General features: G+C 48.6%; 10 protein-coding genes. 2 read left to right on the top strand and 8 right to left on the bottom strand.

What is annotated here, in order from left to right; all coding sequences use genetic code 11:
* Nucleotides 1-403: 403 nt before the first annotated feature.
* The 5 genes from HMPREF0240_RS17160 to HMPREF0240_RS17140 form a co-directional block, all read right to left on the bottom strand.
* On the bottom strand, nt 404-1,081 hold the full coding sequence (locus tag HMPREF0240_RS17160) for a TIGR00266 family protein (protein ID WP_035313942.1): 678 nt from the start codon (nt 1,079-1,081) through the stop codon (nt 404-406).
* A 310-nt stretch (nt 1,082-1,391) separates the two neighbouring features.
* Nucleotides 1,392-2,579 (bottom strand): Wadjet anti-phage system protein JetD domain-containing protein, encoded by a 1,188-nt coding sequence (locus HMPREF0240_RS17155; RefSeq protein WP_009004682.1) that lies wholly within the window; start codon nt 2,577-2,579, stop codon nt 1,392-1,394.
* A gap of 87 nt (nt 2,580-2,666) precedes the next feature.
* A complete protein-coding gene (locus HMPREF0240_RS17150; protein ID WP_198137817.1) occupies nt 2,667-6,011 on the bottom strand; it encodes an SbcC/MukB-like Walker B domain-containing protein in 3,345 nt (1,114 codons plus the stop codon).
* Nucleotides 5,968-6,612: a DUF4194 domain-containing protein gene (locus tag HMPREF0240_RS17145; RefSeq protein WP_009004680.1), complete on the bottom strand. Its 645-nt coding sequence runs from the start codon at nt 6,610-6,612 to the stop codon at nt 5,968-5,970. The genes HMPREF0240_RS17150 and HMPREF0240_RS17145 overlap by 44 nt, the downstream gene beginning before the upstream one ends.
* A gap of 47 nt (nt 6,613-6,659) precedes the next feature.
* Nucleotides 6,660-8,018, bottom strand: a complete 1,359-nt coding sequence (locus HMPREF0240_RS17140) for a Wadjet anti-phage system protein JetA family protein (protein WP_009004679.1) — start codon at nt 8,016-8,018, stop codon at nt 6,660-6,662.
* Nucleotides 8,019-8,373: 355 nt separating this feature from the next.
* Between HMPREF0240_RS17140 and HMPREF0240_RS17135 the strand changes: the two genes are divergently transcribed.
* Nucleotides 8,374-11,967, top strand: a complete 3,594-nt coding sequence (locus HMPREF0240_RS17135; protein WP_035313938.1) for a lectin like domain-containing protein — start codon at nt 8,374-8,376, stop codon at nt 11,965-11,967.
* A gap of 1,035 nt (nt 11,968-13,002) precedes the next feature.
* Entirely contained in the window at nt 13,003-13,839 is an 837-nt protein-coding gene (locus HMPREF0240_RS17125) for a DUF368 domain-containing protein (RefSeq protein ID WP_009004676.1), read from the top strand.
* Here the strand turns inward: HMPREF0240_RS17125 and HMPREF0240_RS17120 are convergent.
* From HMPREF0240_RS17120 to HMPREF0240_RS17110, 3 genes are all read right to left on the bottom strand, one after another.
* On the bottom strand, nt 13,833-15,002 hold the full coding sequence (locus HMPREF0240_RS17120) for a CDP-glycerol glycerophosphotransferase family protein (RefSeq protein ID WP_009004675.1): 1,170 nt from the start codon (nt 15,000-15,002) through the stop codon (nt 13,833-13,835). The genes HMPREF0240_RS17125 and HMPREF0240_RS17120 overlap by 7 nt on opposite strands.
* Before the next feature lie 13 nt (nt 15,003-15,015).
* Nucleotides 15,016-16,263 carry a DUF4832 domain-containing protein gene (locus HMPREF0240_RS17115; RefSeq protein WP_009004674.1) on the bottom strand — a complete coding sequence of 416 codons (1,248 nt, stop codon included), beginning with the start codon at nt 16,261-16,263 and terminating at the stop codon, nt 15,016-15,018.
* A gap of 82 nt (nt 16,264-16,345) precedes the next feature.
* On the bottom strand, nt 16,346-17,335 hold the full coding sequence (locus tag HMPREF0240_RS17110) for a glycosyltransferase (RefSeq protein ID WP_009004673.1): 990 nt from the start codon (nt 17,333-17,335) through the stop codon (nt 16,346-16,348).
* Nucleotides 17,336-17,341 lie beyond the last annotated feature (6 nt).

Raw genomic sequence — 17,341 nt, 5'->3', positions numbered from 1 at the left:
CTGGTATAACCCAGCTGGTAACTGTTATGGTTGCAGACAGGCTTCATAAACATCAATATATCCGTAGCTTAAAGCCACTTATAGCGTAGCATTTAGAGTCCCCACAAAAAGCGGAGTCTCAAGTTCCTGCTATAAGTGCGCCCTGTTTTCGCGTCTTGTTAGTATTCAGAGAATACTTTCCACATCGCCAACCCATTTGATTTAATTTGGGTATCCATATCCATCCAAAGTTTATCTGCTACATGATTTTTTTCACCTCGTTTCGCAATTACCTATTTCTGCAAAGGGGTCTGACCCCTTTGCATTTTAGTCAATTTTTTCATTTCTTACGATAGTTTTTTATCAAAAGAACCTCCAAGAGGCTCTGACCCCTTTGAAGCACTTTGAAGCGTCCCCTGTAAGCCTAAGCATTCCCGCTCGGTATGAAAGGCCGTATGGATGCCGCTACACTGGAGATTGGCATGGTCTGCAGCCAGATCTTTCCAGGACCGGTCAGCACCGTGTTAAACAGTCCTTCACCGCCCAGCAGCTTGTTTTTAATCCCCGGCACCTGCTGAATGTCAATCTGAACTCCAACCTCAAATCCCGCTACATTCCCGGTATCCACCACAATCTGCTGTCCAGGTCCCAGCTGGTATTCTACCAGCTCCCCGTCAATCTCAATAAAAGCCATGCCGGTTCCGGCAAGCCGCTGCATGATAAACCCTTCACCGCCGAAAAAGCCCGCACCCATTTTTTTATTGAAATGTATGGACAATTCAATTCCCGCCTCAGATGCGAGAAAAGCGCTTTTCTGTACAACCATCTCTTTGCCGGGTTCAATTGTAAGCGGCAGTATCCGCCCCGGAAAGCTTGAGCCGAACGCAATCATCCCTGCTCCCTGGGCCGTATAAATATTCTGGAACATACTTTCGCCGGAAAATGCTTTTGAAAACATCTTGCCCAGGCCGCCCCCTGCAGTATCCATCTGCATATTGGGACTCATCCAGACCATAGATCCTTTTTCAGTAATCATCTGCTCCCGATCCTCAAGCTCACATACAACAACCGGAAATGCACCGCCTTTAATTTCGTATTTCATATTAACCTCCATTCAATATACAGGAGTATGTTTGGTAATTTTCTGCACTCAAGCCTGTGAATGCCAAGACATACTCTAACATACAATACAGTTTCCTTCTTTCATCCTACTTTGCAAATCCACCTCTGTCAAGCAGACATCAGGGTTTCTGCCGCCCCTTCCGGCAGAAAGATTACTGTTTCACGGGCAAGCCTGTAAACGGTAACGCCGCCTGCCCATTTAAAGCCCTCTGCGGCAAGGAACTGGCGATTGTCTGTTTTACGTTATGTCTCAGACACTGAACAGCATTGCAGAATACTCTAACTCTCCCTCACATTAAAAAACATTCCTGCTCCACTGCAATTCCCTTTTCCACCATTATATCTATCAGATTCTGCAGCTCCGGGATCTCGGTCTTTCGCAGCTTCTGCAGTGTCTTCTCACCAATTGGCTCCCCCCGTGCCAGATATCGCTCATATGTAACCACATCCATCATAAGCGGCTGCACATCCGGGAAAATATGTTTCTTGATATACTCAAAAATCTTAACTCCACCATAATCCAAATCTCCGCTATGACAGAACTCTACCTGTCTGCCCTCCAATACCTCTCTGAGACGTTGCAGGAACCGTTTCTCCCTCGGCGAAAAATACCCGTGGCTGAAGATATACAAAGTCCCCTCCTGATACGGAACAGATACAAAGTTCGCTTTGTTTTCTATAGTCACCACTCTCTTAATCTCCGGCTGCTGCTCCAAAATTACAGCGTTCTTCAGTGTCTCGCTGTTCAATACTGTTCCGTAGAAGTACTCTCCCAGATCAATTACAGCACATTTCTCCCCCTGCACAATCTCAATCTGCAATGCCCCCTTCAAAGACATTTCCTGGGAATACTCCTCTATACAGAGCTGCGAAAGAACTTCCGTGTCGTCCATCTCCGCCTCCACATCCTCACAATATGCCCTGGCTTTTGCAATAATATGAGGCTCGGCAAACTCCTCAAAGGTTTTCGAATTGTGGAGATATTTACTGCTGAAAATCCTCTTAAACACCGGCTCTTTCAGCCCGTCAATTCCCCGGAAGCAGGGCAGATATACTTCCCGTTTTCCCAACATTTTAGGGATGTTACCTTTCTCCAGCTGTTCCAGGATATCCCGATAATACCGACGTATCCACTCCGTTTCCAGCACATCCAGTTCCCGTTCCAGCAGGCCCCGATACTCCCATATCTGCTTCTGTTTCGGCAAGCGGCCAGGCAGTGTTTCCTCTAAAATCGAATAAAACTGCTCCAGATCCTCAAGCCGGTAGTAAATCCGCTCTATGTCACTGCCCCGCGTCAGCCATTTGATCCGGATCAGACCCGTCCGCTCCAATTCCTCCGCTTCTGCTACCAGCTCTGACTTCCCGCACGCATCATACTCCAACTGATCAATCCGCAGGGACCGTCCCCCTGAAGCACCTTGCCTCCAGTCATTCTGGCTGTTTTCACATTTCTCTATAATTCTTTCTACAAGATACACAATACCACACTCCCATCCAGGGAAAACACATCTCCGTTATCCTATTAACTGAATATTCTGTAAATGGACCGCAAAGGGGTCTGACCCCTAGTCTTCCTCCACCAGCTCCCCAAACTCCCCTCTCTCGAATTCCTGTATAGAAATATGTTTTTTATTAGGATTCGCATATACAAAGGTCTTATCTACATTCTCCAGATAGTTCTGTATCTTATCATTGGTAGCGCTGATAATAGCCTGAAATCCCAGCCCGCGTATAAGAGAAATGCAGCTCGCGACTTTCTCAGCATCCATCTTCGAGAATGCCTCATCCAGCACCACCAGACGAATGGTTGGATTCCGGTGTATCTTAGACGACAGGTTGATCCGGTATACCTGGGCAAAGCTGGCAAGCAGGGCCACGTACAACGGGTTCTGTCCCTCGCCGCCGGAGTTCTTCTTGATCATCTTGCTCAGGCCGATGGTCATATCCTTCTCGCCCTGTACGATCTGCTGCATGTCGAAGGACAAATAGGTGCGGTAATCGGCATACTTGTCCATGTTTTTCTTCGCCTCTTCCAGTTCTTCCCTTGTAGCATTGTCGGGCGGGATAAATATGTTGATCAGCTCGTTCATCATATCCCCATACTGATCTTCATGCTCCATGGTAAACATGTTCAGCTGGTTCTCCATGGCATTGGTCAGCTGGGACGGATTGATCTTCAGTGAATCATCCATGAACATCCTGTAGTATTTTCCGTCCGGGCCCTTGTTCTTTGTTATCACGAACTGGTATTTGTCCTTTCCAAAATCCAGCCTGCTGATAATACGGTTCAGCTCATCCTTCCGCTGATATGCTTCGCGGATGGCACTGCGGATCTTGAAAATGAAGTCGTCCTTGAAATGTTCCACCGCAGAACGTGCCTGCTCCCTGGCCGCTTCTTTGTATCCCTCCAGATCGTCGCATTCCAGACTCTCAAGCAGCCTGTCATAAGGGCTGTTCTCCTTGATGCTGGCGGAAAATGTCCTGTTTGGATATCTCTGCGTATAACTGCTCCTGATATCCACCAGCTCCTGATATGCCCGCTCCTTCTTCTCCTCCAGCGGTCCCCGGTCTCCCAGCCGCTGCCTTCTGAGATAATCGTAATTCACAGAACGCCGGCCTTCCATGAATTGGCCGAACAGTGCCTCATACTCGGCATCCTCTTTAAAATACCGCTCCCGGTCCGCAAGCTGTGTGTTCATCTCCAGACTGTCTGACTTACACTTACTGATGAAATCCTTATTCTTCCAGATCTCTTCCTGGACCCTCTGGATCCGCATCTTTTTCTCTTCCTGCCGCCGCATCAGCTCCAGCTTCTCTGTCTCCCATGCAGAAACAGACTCTTCCCGAAGCGTACGCATCTTCTCCGTCAGCTGCTTCTTACGCCGCTCTTTTCCCGCAATCTTTCCCACATCGTCCAGCCATTCCATATAGTCCGAAACCGGCTGCAGCAGCCCCTCGTACTGCCCGATTTTACGGAACTGCTCCAGCATCTCCTGCAAGGGCATCCGCTCCTCCTGCAGCGCCCGGCACTTCTCATCCAGCTGCCGAATCCTCTGACGCATACTCGTCTCGCCAATGTAAGCCCTTCTCGTATAATTCTCCGGATTCATATGCTGCAGACGGTAGCTGTGGTACAGAACACAGTCAGGCGTCACGCCCACCCGGCACCTGCGCAGCTCCTCCATGCTCTCGCATTTCATCACGTTTCCGAGGAAGTAATCAATATATGCCCTGACATGTGTCTCCCGCGCAGCCACTTCCTCTGCCAGCGCACCGGGACGCACCGGGTGTTCCTCCTCCAGAACCTTCTCCGTATCCAGCACCGCCGCGCGGAAAAACCTCTTCTTATCCATTTCCTGGTAAATATCCATGGCAGCCTTCGCATATTGAGGCTCCACAACCAGAAGCAGCTTATTGTTCCCCAGATACCCTTCCACGGCATTGTGCCACCGCTCATCCCTGATATCCAGCAAATCAGCCAGTATCTGTACATTCACAAACTTCCCGCAGCGCTCATGCAGCCGGTTCCTCAGCTCATATCTGGCTTCCTCCAGCTCCTTTGGATAAGCCTTTTTCCCCTGCTTGAGTTCTTTGAGTTCCTCCCGGGCCTCATGCTCTTCCTTCTTAATCTTCCGCATCCGGGAGTCCGTTTCCCGCCGTTCCTCTTCAAGCTCCTCCCGAAGCTTTGCCAGGCTCTCCTTCAGCCGTGTCAACTCCCCTTCGGAAATGCTGCCGTCCGAGAACTTCTCAACATCCCACAGAACCTGGTTCGGTGCGGCATCGCAGTTGGCCCAGTCCTTCAGCCGTTTTGCAGTCTGTTCCCACTTCGCCTTGCTGCTGCCCAGGCGCTCCAGCGCCTCATTCACACTCATCAGCTCCGTCTCCAGCCCTGAATAGCCGCTGTTGCTGATCCGAAGCAGCACTTCCTCATACTCCCTCTGAATCTGTGCAGCCTCTTTTTCCATCCTCCGCTGCATCGTCTCCTGGCGGCTGATTTCCTCCTGGCGGCCCTCGATCTTATCCGACAGCTCCTGAATCTTCGCCCGCAGCTGCAGCATCTCCAGCTTGTCAATCTGATACGTGCAGGCCTCTGCTTCCCTGCGGCGCTCCAGGTACTGCCCGTAACTTTCCTGAATCTCTTTGAGGCGTCTGATTTCCTCCATCGTCTCCTCAATCTTATTGCGCATCCGCCCGTACTGCATTACGCTTTCCTGGAGGTCCTCAATATGGATATCCTGCTCCATGCAGATGTATTCCTTCACAAAATCCTCCAGCTTAATATTCATACGGAATGGAATCGCCCGTTTAAAAAGCCTTGGAAACTTCTCCATATCCAGCCCGCCCAGATAAATATCGTACAGCTGCCTGCGGAACCGTTCATTACTGGGACCGCAGTAATGCTGCTCCGGTGAAAATGTCCGCTGCATATATTCCCGCATCTCCATGGTGGTCAGGCAGCGTTTATCCGCCCGGTAGCTGTTCTCCAGAAGTCCTCCCGTATGCCAGAAAAACAGCCTGCTGATCTCATTGGTGGCCGTCTCCACATCAAAGACAACTCCCACGCACTGTTTTTCATGGGTGTTTGTCTGTTCCAGCTCCAGCACAATCGTGCTGGAGAAATTATGGTTCCGCAGATACTGGGACTCATTGTTCTCGCTGATGTTCACCATTCCCCGAAGGTACTCGATCAGCGACCGGTCAGAGTCATCTGCTGCCGCCTTATTAAAAAATCCTCTTCCGTCCGTATTTGCATACAGTACGATCTGGAGGGCATCAATCACCGTAGACTTTCCGCTGCCGGAGTGCCCGGTAAAAAAATTGATTCCCTCACTCAGCGTTAATATCTTCTTGTCTATATAATGCCAGTTATTCAGGCATATCTTGGAAAGTGCCTTGAACGGCTGCTTCATCTCCAATGTTGTCCTCCTCGTTAAATGTATTCAACAGTTCCCGGATGTCATCTCCCATCAGCACCGCATTGATGCACGGATAGATGATCAGCCTGGTATGTTCATTCAGTTCCTCCAGAACATCCAGCGGCTCGATAATCTGATATTTCTTCAGCAGAGAAATTGTCCTGCGCATCTCCGTCGGCGACGGAATCCCTTTCAGTACCCGGAAATCCCCCGCCTTCCCGTTGAGTGCCCCCATGGTCGTCACAATATGGCTGCTGGAAGAAACTTCCGCCATCTGTTCATCATAAAGAAGCTTCAGCACCAGAAGATATATGGTAGCAAGCCTGGGCAGCTTATCTCCCCAGAGCGACTCGCCCTGGATATAGATCAGCCCCATATGCGCATTCTCCTGAAGTGCAATCCCCGCCACCTGAAAATATGCTTTTAGAAATTCCAGATGCTTGCTGCATGTCCGGTATTCCTTCACATAGGACAGCCGCCCCGCCCGCCTGTCATACTTCCGCTCCAGAAGAAACGTCTGCCGGTACAGAAGCTGAATCACTTCCGTCAGCGCCTCCTGCTCCTCCTGCATCAGCTGTTCATAATACTCAATCATATCAAACCTTCTCCTAACTTTTCTGCTGCCAGTGAAACAAACCACGCTCACCGCCGCCGTACAAACCGCAGCCCCGGATAGCGGTACCCGTTCTGTTCCACCATCTCCGCATCTTCCTCCAGCACCATATACCGGCTGTTCTTCCTGGTACTCAGGTCATACGCCAGTATCAGCTTTTCAAAATCCCCGTCCCCTGTTATCTCCAGCTCCGATGCATCCAGCACCTCATTCTCCATATGCGCCTCAATAAACTCCTCGATCTGCTTCCTGCTGTATCTGGCCTGTATCCGGTTCAGCTTCAGCACATCGTCTCTCTCCAGATCTTCGGCCACCTCCTCCGGCGCCATCTGGCTGATAAAATCCTGCCGCCCCTTCCGGCGTTTGTACAGCGACTTTTCAGAAATCATTTCCAGCAGGGACAGATTCATCCGTCTGCCCGTACTCTGCAGGATCTCTCCATAATCGTCCCCCTGCGCCATGCGGTTCAGCAGCTGGATCACCAGCCCTTTCGTATCTGTCTCCCCGCTGAGCAGGTAATTCAGCCTTGTCACCGTAGCGCGGACATACTTGGTATGCTCCTTATCCATATTGGCAATCCGGTGTTCAATATCATCAAAACCACGCTCAATCATATCCAGCAGATCCAGCACATCCTCCTTTGTATCTCCCACGGCCCTGGAACGTTCCCTGACCGTCTCGATCCATTCCTCGTCTTCCCGCATATCCCGCAGAACTTTTTTAATATCCATCTTGTAAATGTAGAAGTTGTCCGAAGTCTTCAGAATATGGTACTTCTTCTGCACAATCTCTTCCACATACCCTTCCAGATGCTCTTTCAGCAGTTCCCCATAAGTCTTCTGATCAAGCAGCCTGGCAAAGAACCGGTCCATATTGTGCAGCATATCCTGCAGCGCCTTATTCAGCCTTCTTGTATTAATCAGCGCCGTCCGGAGCATATTCAGATTCACACGGGAATCATTCTGAAAGGAAAACAGCGTGGCATATACATTCTGGATATAGATCTCCGTCTCCTCCATATCTTCCGAGGTCAGCCGCTCAAAAGCATCAATAAAAATGGCAGAATAATCCGGTATCACAATATTCGTTGCCAGTGTGTTATAATCCTCAATCTTCTTCAGCCAACCGGTTCGAAGCAGCCAGTTCAGAATACGGGAGGACGGTGTCTCCAGCATGTCAAACTCCGTCTCGTCCTCTTCGCGCTGCAGCTCAAAGCGCTTCTTCGCATTCATATCGCTCAGGACCTGAATGCAGGCTTCCCGCGTCAAAAAGTAATTATTGTACTGGTATTCTTCATTTATATATAATAACGCCTCAATATAAGCATCCCGGTTCACCGAGCGGAATAGGCTCCAAAAGGTGTCCGGGACTTCAAAACGCATCTGCATAATGTAATTATTCCCCTTTGGTTATATAAGGTATCATTGGTTCCCAACACGGCATTATCCGTATAAACACATATGATGCAGGACAGCCCGCACCACACCCTTTCTATATTTTATCATACGCTCAAAATACTGTAAACCGGATTTCTCAGCTGTATTAAACGGCGGTATGCCCTCCACATCCTGTATCTGCGGAAACTCAAGCTGTTTTTTTCAATAATCAGACAAAACATGTTATACTCAATCAAGAAGCATACTAATAAGTGTCTTGCGGCGTTGCTGACAAAAAATAATAATTGACAGTTAAGTTATTCACTTTGGTATGAGTAAGTACGTGTTGAGAGAAAAAGGAGAGCTTATGAGGAAAAGAGAGTTTATGAAGCAAATTGCTGCCCTGGTTATGGCAGCCGCTTTGATTGCAGTGCCTGTTCTGCAGGTGAGTGCAACACCAGGAGGTGCAGGAAACGAAAACCCGCTGAAGAATCTGGAATTGATAGAAGTAGATGGAAGTACGGCTTCCGGCGGAATCACACCTACTGTATTCCAGGAGTCTTATAGGAATACCGGGGAAGTTCAGTATCGCAGCAGGACTACCTTCCCTTCAAACTTTGACCTGCGTACAGAGGGAAATTCTACAACCGTAAAGAATCAGATGCCCTGGGGTTCCTGTTGGGCTTTCGGGGCATTGTCATCACTGGAAAGCGGTCAGCTTCATGGCAATACAGGAAATGGTGCCGTGGCAGACCCTGACTATTCCGAACGGCAGCTGGCATGGTTTGCCTATGAACCTCAGACTGCAGACAGCATAAAAGTCAGTGCGGCTGACTCCGACCAGGCCGGAGAGGGAATTACATATTCCGGATCAGGACGTCTGGATAAAGGCGGTAATATGCCTAAGGCAACCGCTCTTTTATCTACCTGGCAGGGAGCAGCCTCAGAGGCAGCCGTCCCATATCAGAATGAAGAGGGCAATACTAATGAGGCAGGTACATGGGATGTAGCGGCTGCCAGCCGGAATCTATCTGCCATTCATCTCCAGAATGCAGATTTCCTTGCAAGTCCGGCAGCCTTTGATAAATATGAAAGCAATGGGCTTCCGTCAGCAGATGCGGCCTATACTTATGATGCAGATGCCACAGCGGCTATTAAGACTGCATTGATGAATTCCGGGGCAGTGGCTATTGCCTATTTTGCAGACCAGTCTACCCCGGACGGTGCCCAAAACGGTGACTATTTTAATTACACCAATTACTGCCAGTATGTAGATGTGCTGGATGCCTCCACGATTCAGAACCACGGAGTCAGCATTGTGGGCTGGGATGATGATTATTCCAGCACATATTTTAAGACTGGAAAACAGCCCCCTGCAAACGGTGCATGGCTTGTAAAAAACAGCTGGGGTTCCGGCTGGGGGCTGAACGGGTATTTCTGGCTGTCTTATTATGACAGAACCATTGCTCAGGTAACCAGTTTTCAGGGAGAAAGCGCAGACAATTATGACAATATCTACCAGTATGACTATCTGGGGCTGGCCAGTGCCATGCAGTTCCAGCCACAGGATCAGGAGACAGGCATCGCCAATGTATTTACTGCAAAAGGAAATGAGAAAATCCAGGCTGTGTCTGCAGTGACACTGGTACCGGACACCACTGTTTCCGTAAAAATCTATAAAGTTCCGGCAGATGCAGCCGAGCCGGTACCAAACGGTGCGAAACTGATAGCGGAACAGTCGGAGGTCATTGCTTACAGTGGTTACCATACCATAAATCTGGACACACCGGCAGCCATTGCAGCGGGAGAAAAGTTCTCTGTTGTGCAGGTCATCAAAGGCGGTGACGGCAGCTGGTATACCCCGGTGGAAATCGGTGCCGATGCCTCCTCACAGAAGGCAGTATGTAACCGTGGGGAAAGCTATATGATTGCAGACAGTACACCTATGGATATGAAAGACGCCCTCCAGGCAGGAGTGACTTTCGGCAATGCGATGATTAAGGCATTTACAAAGGATGTGGAGCCAGAATCAGATGCCCCGTTACTCCAGACTTTTGACTATGAAGCATACGATATTACGGATACGAAAATAAAATCAGAGACTGTTACAGTGGACAGTACAAGCCTGATATTGAATCTTCCGGCAGGCACTTCATACATCAAGATTCAGAATCCTGTGCTTTCCGACAGTGCAGATTCGGATACGCAGCTGACAGTGAAAGTAAACGGCAATGCATATACACTGGGGAACTCCATTGCAAAAGCAGATCTTATAAAAGAGAACAATGAGACCGCTGTGGTTATGACCACCAAATCTACTCCCGATGGAACCAATACAAAGGATTATGAATTCAGCTTTATCTGTGACTTACTGGTGCTGAAGGCAGACAGTGACAATGTAATGGTGACGGATGCCAGAGGATATCTGCCAGCCAGTGCGGCCCTGACGGCAGACAAGTTGAATTCAGGAGCCACATTTGATGCGGTTAAGACAGCACTGGAGCCATACGGCGGTGCAGATACCTTCTATGTATATAATCTGACACTGACACCGGCACTGCAGACCGGAGAGTCTGTAAATCTGGGAATTACGACAGAAAGCACCTATCCGCGCACAGATAAGACTGTGTTATATCATTTTGATGAGGGCAGCAACATCCTGTCAGAGATGGCAAATGACAGCGAGGGCAGCGGAACTCTCCTTGCAGATGTCAGCCAGATGGGCTGCTATGTAGTCGCACAGGTAAAAGAAAAACCACCGGTACCGTCATTGGATGCCATCACATACAGCCCGGCAAAGACACTGGCAGATGTGGCATTTCCTGCGGCAGACGGCGGAACCTGGAGCTGGGATGACAGCAGTATCACTCCTGAGGTAAGGACAGGGTCTTATAAAGCAACTTTTACACCAAGTGCCGGGAGCCAATACTGCACTTATCATGCAGGTATATCTCTTACCGTAAATAAAGCAGCTCCGGTTCAGACCGGTACAGGATCCGGATCTCAGATTACATATGGACAAAAACTTGCTGATTCTGTTGTTACCGAAACATTTGAGGTGGATAGTACAGCCGTGGCCGGAACTGTGGGGTGGAAAGAGATATCTATTCAGCCAGAAGTAAGTGACGGCAATTTGACAGAATATGATATCATATTCGAACCGGCAGATACAGATAACTATAATGCCGCGGCCGGCAAAGTAAAGTTACAGAGCGTTGAGAAGAAGGCAGTGACCGTAAGCATTAAGAATACAGATAAAATATACGGAGATGACAATCCGGTATTTGCCTTAGAGATTCCGGACAAAACACTGGCAGGAGATGACACTGCTGAAGATCTGGCGGTAACCTTTGCCTGTGCGGCGGACATTACGACTGCAGCCGGAAGTACAGTAGATATCACCGGAACATCCAGTTCGCAGAATTATGATGTGACAGTGAAAAATGGCACGCTGACTATTAAGAAACGTACGGTTAATATTAGAGTAAAAGATGTCACCATAAAATATGGAGACGCGCTTCCCGGCAGCTATGAAGTTGAAGTAATCAACCTTGTGGAAGGAACAGATCAGAGCACATTAGGTCTGACTGCTGATATTGAGCCGCAGAATGTACCAGATGGCAATCTGTCAGGTACTTATACTCTAAATATAAAGTCCGCTTCTGTTACAGATACGAATTATGCTGTCGGCAGCCTGTTTGCCGGAACACTGACGATTACAGAGGTTGCAGTAGGTAAAGTGCAGAATGGCTCAAGCATTCCCGGCACGATTGCCATCCGTTTTGGGGCATCCGGAAATCTTGCAGGCGATGAAGTGCTGAAGATTTCGGACCTTGCAAATGAGGCAGTGCAAAAGGCGTTCCAAAATATGGTAAGGGACGGCCAGCAGATGGGATCCGCTTTTGATCTCTCTCTGAAAAAGGCAGATGTACGACTGACGCAGTACTCGCAGGTGCACTGACCGTTACGATTCCGGTAGACACCAAATACGACGGAAAGCAGATTACAGTTTTACACTATGTAAAATCAGGAAAGTTAAATGCGGCAGATGTACCGGTTGATACAGACACAATTGATGTATACAGCAACTTGACTGTAACGGAAGGCAAGGTTCAGATAACAGTATATTCCCTGTCTCCATTTGCAGTTATACTCCCGAAAGATGACCATCAATCAGAAGGGGTGTATACACCTTCAGCTGACAACAGCAGCAAACCAAAGGTGACCAGTAAAGAGGTAAAGGGTGTACTGACCGGAGACTCGGCTCCGGTATTGGGTTTGGTAATTGCAGCATTGGCAGCATTGGCGGTTATCGTGTGTTTAATAATCAGGATGAAGAGGCGCAAATAGTAAAAATATAGATAGATTTAATAGGCAGCCGGCCGAGCGCAGTGGTAATATTACCACTGCGTTCTTTGCTGCCAGTTAACGCCCTGTTAAACTGCAGATTTCATTGACAATTATCCAGTATAATAGTATAATATAACAAGTTATTTAGAATCTTTTTTGCCAATCCTGTTTTCGCGATTTTATAACTTATCTATGAATGATTTTGAATAGTTTATTCGTTAATCCACCTTTTATATCATAATGTATGCATAACTTTTTTAAGATGCGTAATACTAATTTTACGACAGTATTACATTGATATTTTATTCTGTTTTTACAAAATCCACAGCAATACCGCATACCGATCCGTGATTATTCCGGTATTTTATAATATTGTTATTTACGTAAACCCAGATGGGTCCCTCTAAGATAAAGAAGCTGTCCTTTCCGGCCGTTACCCGGCCAGATGAAGGACAGCCTCTTTTGTTTTCACAGTATTTTAACGTGACATTATTTTACTCTGCTGCCTTATCTGTGTTTTGAAACTGTCATAATACACCCCTCTGTCCAAGACAGACTATTTCTGTTAAAAACCCGCTAAGATTCCCCCGGCCCCATTGTGCCATGCTTTCTCTGCCCATATAATAAAGCCCAAAAAGGAGATCGAATGAAAAATACAAACTTACTTACAGCGCTCAAAGGAATGATTGTAGGAGGCACCATGCTTGTACCGGGTGTGAGCGGCGGCTCCATGGCAATGATACTGGGCATATACAACAGGCTGATTACTTCCGTCAGTTCCTTTATAAAACATAAAAAAGAAAGCTTTCTTTTCCTGGCGGCCTTCTCTGTGGGCGGCGGGCTCGGCATGGTGCTCTTCGCCCGCCCGCTGCTGGGGCTGATCCAAAATCATCCCATGCCTACCCTCTACTTCTTCATGGGTGCGGTTGCCGGCAGCGTGCCTTTGACGCTCAAGCAGGCGGAGATCCGGCGTTTTTCCTGGAAATATCCACTGTATATGGTCATCGGGCTGGCTGTTGTCCTACTGTTCTCCCTGCTGCCCTCCGGTACCTTTCAGGCGGATATGGCAAATGGGGCCGGCAGCTTCCTGCTTCTGGTATTTGCCGGATTTATTTCCGCTGTCGCCCTGGTGCTGCCGGGGATCAGCGTTTCCTACCTGTTTCTCCTGATGGGGATATATGATTCCGTTATGCGGGCAATCAGCAGTTTCGATCTGCCGTTTCTTGCACCGCTTGGCATCGGACTGATACTGGGCATTGTGCTCACCACAAAGCTGCTGGAGCATGCCATGACCAGATATCCCCGTCCGGCCTATCTGATCATACTGGGATTTGTACTCGGCTCCATTGTGGAACTATTCCCCGGCATTCCGGCCGGTCCCGATCTGCTGTATTGTCTCCTTACATTCTTTGTAGGTTTCGGAGCAATTCGTTTTCTTTCTGCAAATGAAATGAAAGACACAAAGGAGCTGGCCGGTCAGTGATCCGTCTGCTCCCCGTGTATCCGCTCTATAATCCGTTCCGCCAGCACCTGGGCGCCTTTTCCGTCTTCTTCCATCCCCACGTGTTCCATAAACTGCATACATGCTGTTCTATACTTTTCTGTATCGAACGCCCGGATATTCTGCCCCAGCTGATCTTCGTCCTCTGCCAGTGAAAAGGGAAGCTCTTTAAAGGAAAAGTACAGTTCCCGCTCTTTTGCCAGATATGCAGAGAGATCTCCCGCAAAAAGAAATACCGGCCTTCCCGTCAGCATAAACTCAAACATACTGCCGGAATAGTCCGTAATCATCACATCCGCGGCTGCCATCAGCTCCTGCATATCCGGATAATCCGAAGCAGGAATAATCTCGTCCGAACGGTACGTCTCCTGATGTGCCACATTGGGATGCATTCTGAAGAGACAGACATAGTCCCCTCCAAACCTGCCATGCAGAGCCTTCAGGCAGGTTCTGATATCCAGCCGGTATCCTTCTGTTCCGGTTTTGGCCCTGAAGGTAGGTGCATAGAGGAGTATCTTCTTCTTTTCCTGGATCCGAAAGTATTCCCTCACCTTTTTGATTACACTGGACGGTGTATGGAGCAGAATCCCGTTTCTGGGATGACCGCACCGGATGACTTCCCCACTGTACCAGAAGCTGTTTCTGTATTTTTCTGCACGGAACGCATTGTTGGAATACATCAGATCCGTCATGGACGCATCTCTTACCGCCTTTCTTACATAGGCACGGTCCAGACGGACGGCATCTCTTTCATTCTTCTTCAGCCCCAGGGAAGAGTGCCACGTCTGAATATAATACTGATTTTTCTTTTTGGGTATCCGGATGCCGCTCTTAAAATTATCCACCCACACCCGGGCCGTTGCCAGCTCGAAGACCGCCCTTGCACCACCATATGGAATCGGGCGGATTCCTTCCGGAAATACTTCAGATCTACTGCGGGTCAGCCATACCAGGTCCAGAGTTTCCTCTCTCTTTAAAAGCTCTTCTGCGATATACTTCGGGTCGCAGCCATATCCCCTGCCTCCAAAATTATCAAATACTACTTTGTTCTTCTTTACCGGCAGTACTGCCAGAAAACTTAAGATCTTCTCACATGCCGTCCAGTATGCCTTCTCCAGCCAGCACGGTTTCCGCTGCTTTTTCATTTCCTCTCTGCCCTCACTGATTTATATTAGCCAATGTGTTGACTCCATTGTTATAGGTGGTTTTGTCATTTGCCAGCTGCAGGCAATATGCGTCCACAATATCCCCCGGCTCCTCTTTTGAGATCTGGATTCCTGCGGACATCCCGTACTCTTTTTGTTCCCTTTTGGAAAAAGGATTTTTAAACTCCGCAGAAACCGTCCCCTCTTCTTTCGAATCCATCACCACTTCGGCTTTAATCCGCCTGGTCTTGCCCCCGCACTCCAGGATAAAATACCAATGATAGTCCGGATCAATCATCGCGAAGCCGCTGTTTCTGATTTTCAATTTCAGCCGCATCTTCTTTTTTTCTGCAAAATGCCTGTCTATGCTGAACGTTTCCGCCCAGGGCCTGCAGCCCAGATGCATTTTAATATACTCATCCCCCGGCACATCCTCATATTCCTGGGATGCCCAGTATTCCCAGACTTCGCTGCTGTACTCCTGGTTCAGATAGGACAGATTCAGCTGCCGGGCCTCTTCCACCACATTTTCAATGGCGGTAAATTCACTGACAAACGGCATTTCGCCTCCGTTGAACGGCACCTTAATATTCTCTGCAGACCATTCCAGATCCTCTTCTCTATTGTAATCTTCCCGGTAGGTGCCCAGATCGCTTTCACTGGAAAATAAACCGTCATTATAGACTCCCAGTCTGCCGGTATTACATCCCCACTTGGCGGCCTCCCGTATGAACTTCTGCCTCCTCACAGAGAGAGGTATTCTCTCGTCCAGCACATCCTCCCATTCCCGGATGACCTCCATGCGGTATCTCTTCGTATCCATATACCGGCTCTGGGTCCACTCCCCAAAAGCTCCTATCATCCCGGCCTGAACTCCCATAATACAGCTTTTGTATGTATTCAGAACGGCTCCTGTCTGTCGGATATGCTTTAACATAATCTCAAAATCCGGATCCTCATACTCACCCGTAAAATCATAGGCCGCCCGGAAGATTACAGAAAGTCCCAGATCTTCTGCCGCCTTCAGCGCATTTCTCAGATCCTGCATCTTTTCCTCCGGTATCACATCCAGTTCTCTCTCGTCATCCAGCAGAAACGTAAGCAGAACGACACGGTAATCCGGGTGTTCCTCCACTACATCGTACAGACGCCCCAGATCCCCCGTTGAACACTGGAAATAAGTTCCCTGGAAGGGGTTTGCCGTCATCTGGCTGCTCTCCTCATATGTAAATACAATTCTCGCCTGATACTCTGATATCATCCATATAACAGCTGCAGCAAATATGAAAACTAAAACAATTCGCCGAATCCTGCTCCGGCCTCTTCTCTCTCTTTTAATTGGTTTAAACCTCCGGAAATAATTTCAGGTATACCTCTGCCATAATTCTGTATGCCGGCGGCGACACGGAAAATACGATGATGGACAGCTTATCCGTAAATCCCGCACACTTCATAATCTCTTTCTTATACGGTCTGTAAGTTTTCTTCCATTCCGCTCTCAGCAATGCTCCAAGCTCTTTTCTGCCGGGCAGGAACTTTGCAGTCCGGTACCAGGCAATCTGCAGGTTTGTCAGATATCTTTTTCTCGCATACTGTTCCAGCTCCGGGTCCTTTTTCTCCCGGAAAAATGAAACCGCCGCCTTCAGTGCCCTGATTTTATCCAGCCGCTTCACCTGAAATCCGTCATTCATGATACTACCGCCGCGCTGCAGATAATGGTAGAGCGTTCGTTCCGATACGGCCACCCGGCCGGCAGAATAAAAAACGCGGTAGGTCACAAATTCATCTTCATGAGTTTTCCCCTCCGGATATACCAGAAGGGACTTCAGATCTCTGTGATAGAGCTTTCCCCAGGCGGTAATCATTGTCCGCCGGCTTTCCTTCACGATCTGCTCCGCCGCCTGCCTTCCCGTATACACCCAGGTATGACAGTCTTTTTCATCCCTGCCTTTCCTCTGCTCCTTTTTGTTTTCCCACTCCAGACAATAATCACAGACGGATACCTGTGCCTGGAAATGTACGGCATTATGATACAGTACCTCCAGGTACTTTGGATCAACCCGGTCATCGCTGTCTATATATGTTATATACTCCCCTTCTGCCAGGCTAAGCCCCGTATTTCTCGCCCCGGACAGTCCACGGTTTTTCTGGTGTACGGTGCGGATCCTGGCATCCCCTCGGGCATATCTGTCGCAGATCTCCCCGCATCTGTCCGGGGAACCATCGTCTACCAGGATCAGTTCAAAATCCTGAAACGTCTGACCGAGAATAGAGCGGATGCATCGATCCAAATATTCCTCCACCCCGTAAACCGGGACAATGATACTAATCATAACTTT

The sequence above is a fragment of the Clostridium sp. D5 genome (assembly GCF_000190355.1).
In the GTDB taxonomy this organism is placed as follows: Bacteria; Bacillota; Clostridia; order Lachnospirales; family Lachnospiraceae; genus Faecalicatena; species Faecalicatena fissicatena_A.
This window is presented reverse-complemented; position numbering and strand designations above follow the sequence as displayed.

What these genes read in the sequence shown, in the direction of transcription:
- HMPREF0240_RS17135 (WP_035313938.1), top strand. Translation starts at nt 8,374, where the DNA reads ATGAGGAAAAGAGAGTTTATGAAGCAAATTGCTGCCCTGGTTATGGCA.
- HMPREF0240_RS17145 (WP_009004680.1), bottom strand. Translation starts at nt 6,612, where the DNA reads ATGATTGAGTATTATGAACAGCTGATGCAGGAGGAGCAGGAGGCGCTG.
- HMPREF0240_RS17150 (WP_198137817.1), bottom strand. Translation starts at nt 6,011, where the DNA reads ATGAAGCAGCCGTTCAAGGCACTTTCCAAGATATGCCTGAATAACTGG.
- HMPREF0240_RS17115 (WP_009004674.1), bottom strand. Translation starts at nt 16,263, where the DNA reads ATGATATCAGAGTATCAGGCGAGAATTGTATTTACATATGAGGAGAGC.
- HMPREF0240_RS17120 (WP_009004675.1), bottom strand. Translation starts at nt 15,002, where the DNA reads ATGAAAAAGCAGCGGAAACCGTGCTGGCTGGAGAAGGCATACTGGACG.
- HMPREF0240_RS17160 (WP_035313942.1), bottom strand. Translation starts at nt 1,081, where the DNA reads ATGAAATACGAAATTAAAGGCGGTGCATTTCCGGTTGTTGTATGTGAG.
- HMPREF0240_RS17125 (WP_009004676.1), top strand. Translation starts at nt 13,003, where the DNA reads ATGAAAAATACAAACTTACTTACAGCGCTCAAAGGAATGATTGTAGGA.
- HMPREF0240_RS17110 (WP_009004673.1), bottom strand. Translation starts at nt 17,335, where the DNA reads ATGATTAGTATCATTGTCCCGGTTTACGGGGTGGAGGAATATTTGGAT.
- HMPREF0240_RS17140 (WP_009004679.1), bottom strand. Translation starts at nt 8,018, where the DNA reads ATGCAGATGCGTTTTGAAGTCCCGGACACCTTTTGGAGCCTATTCCGC.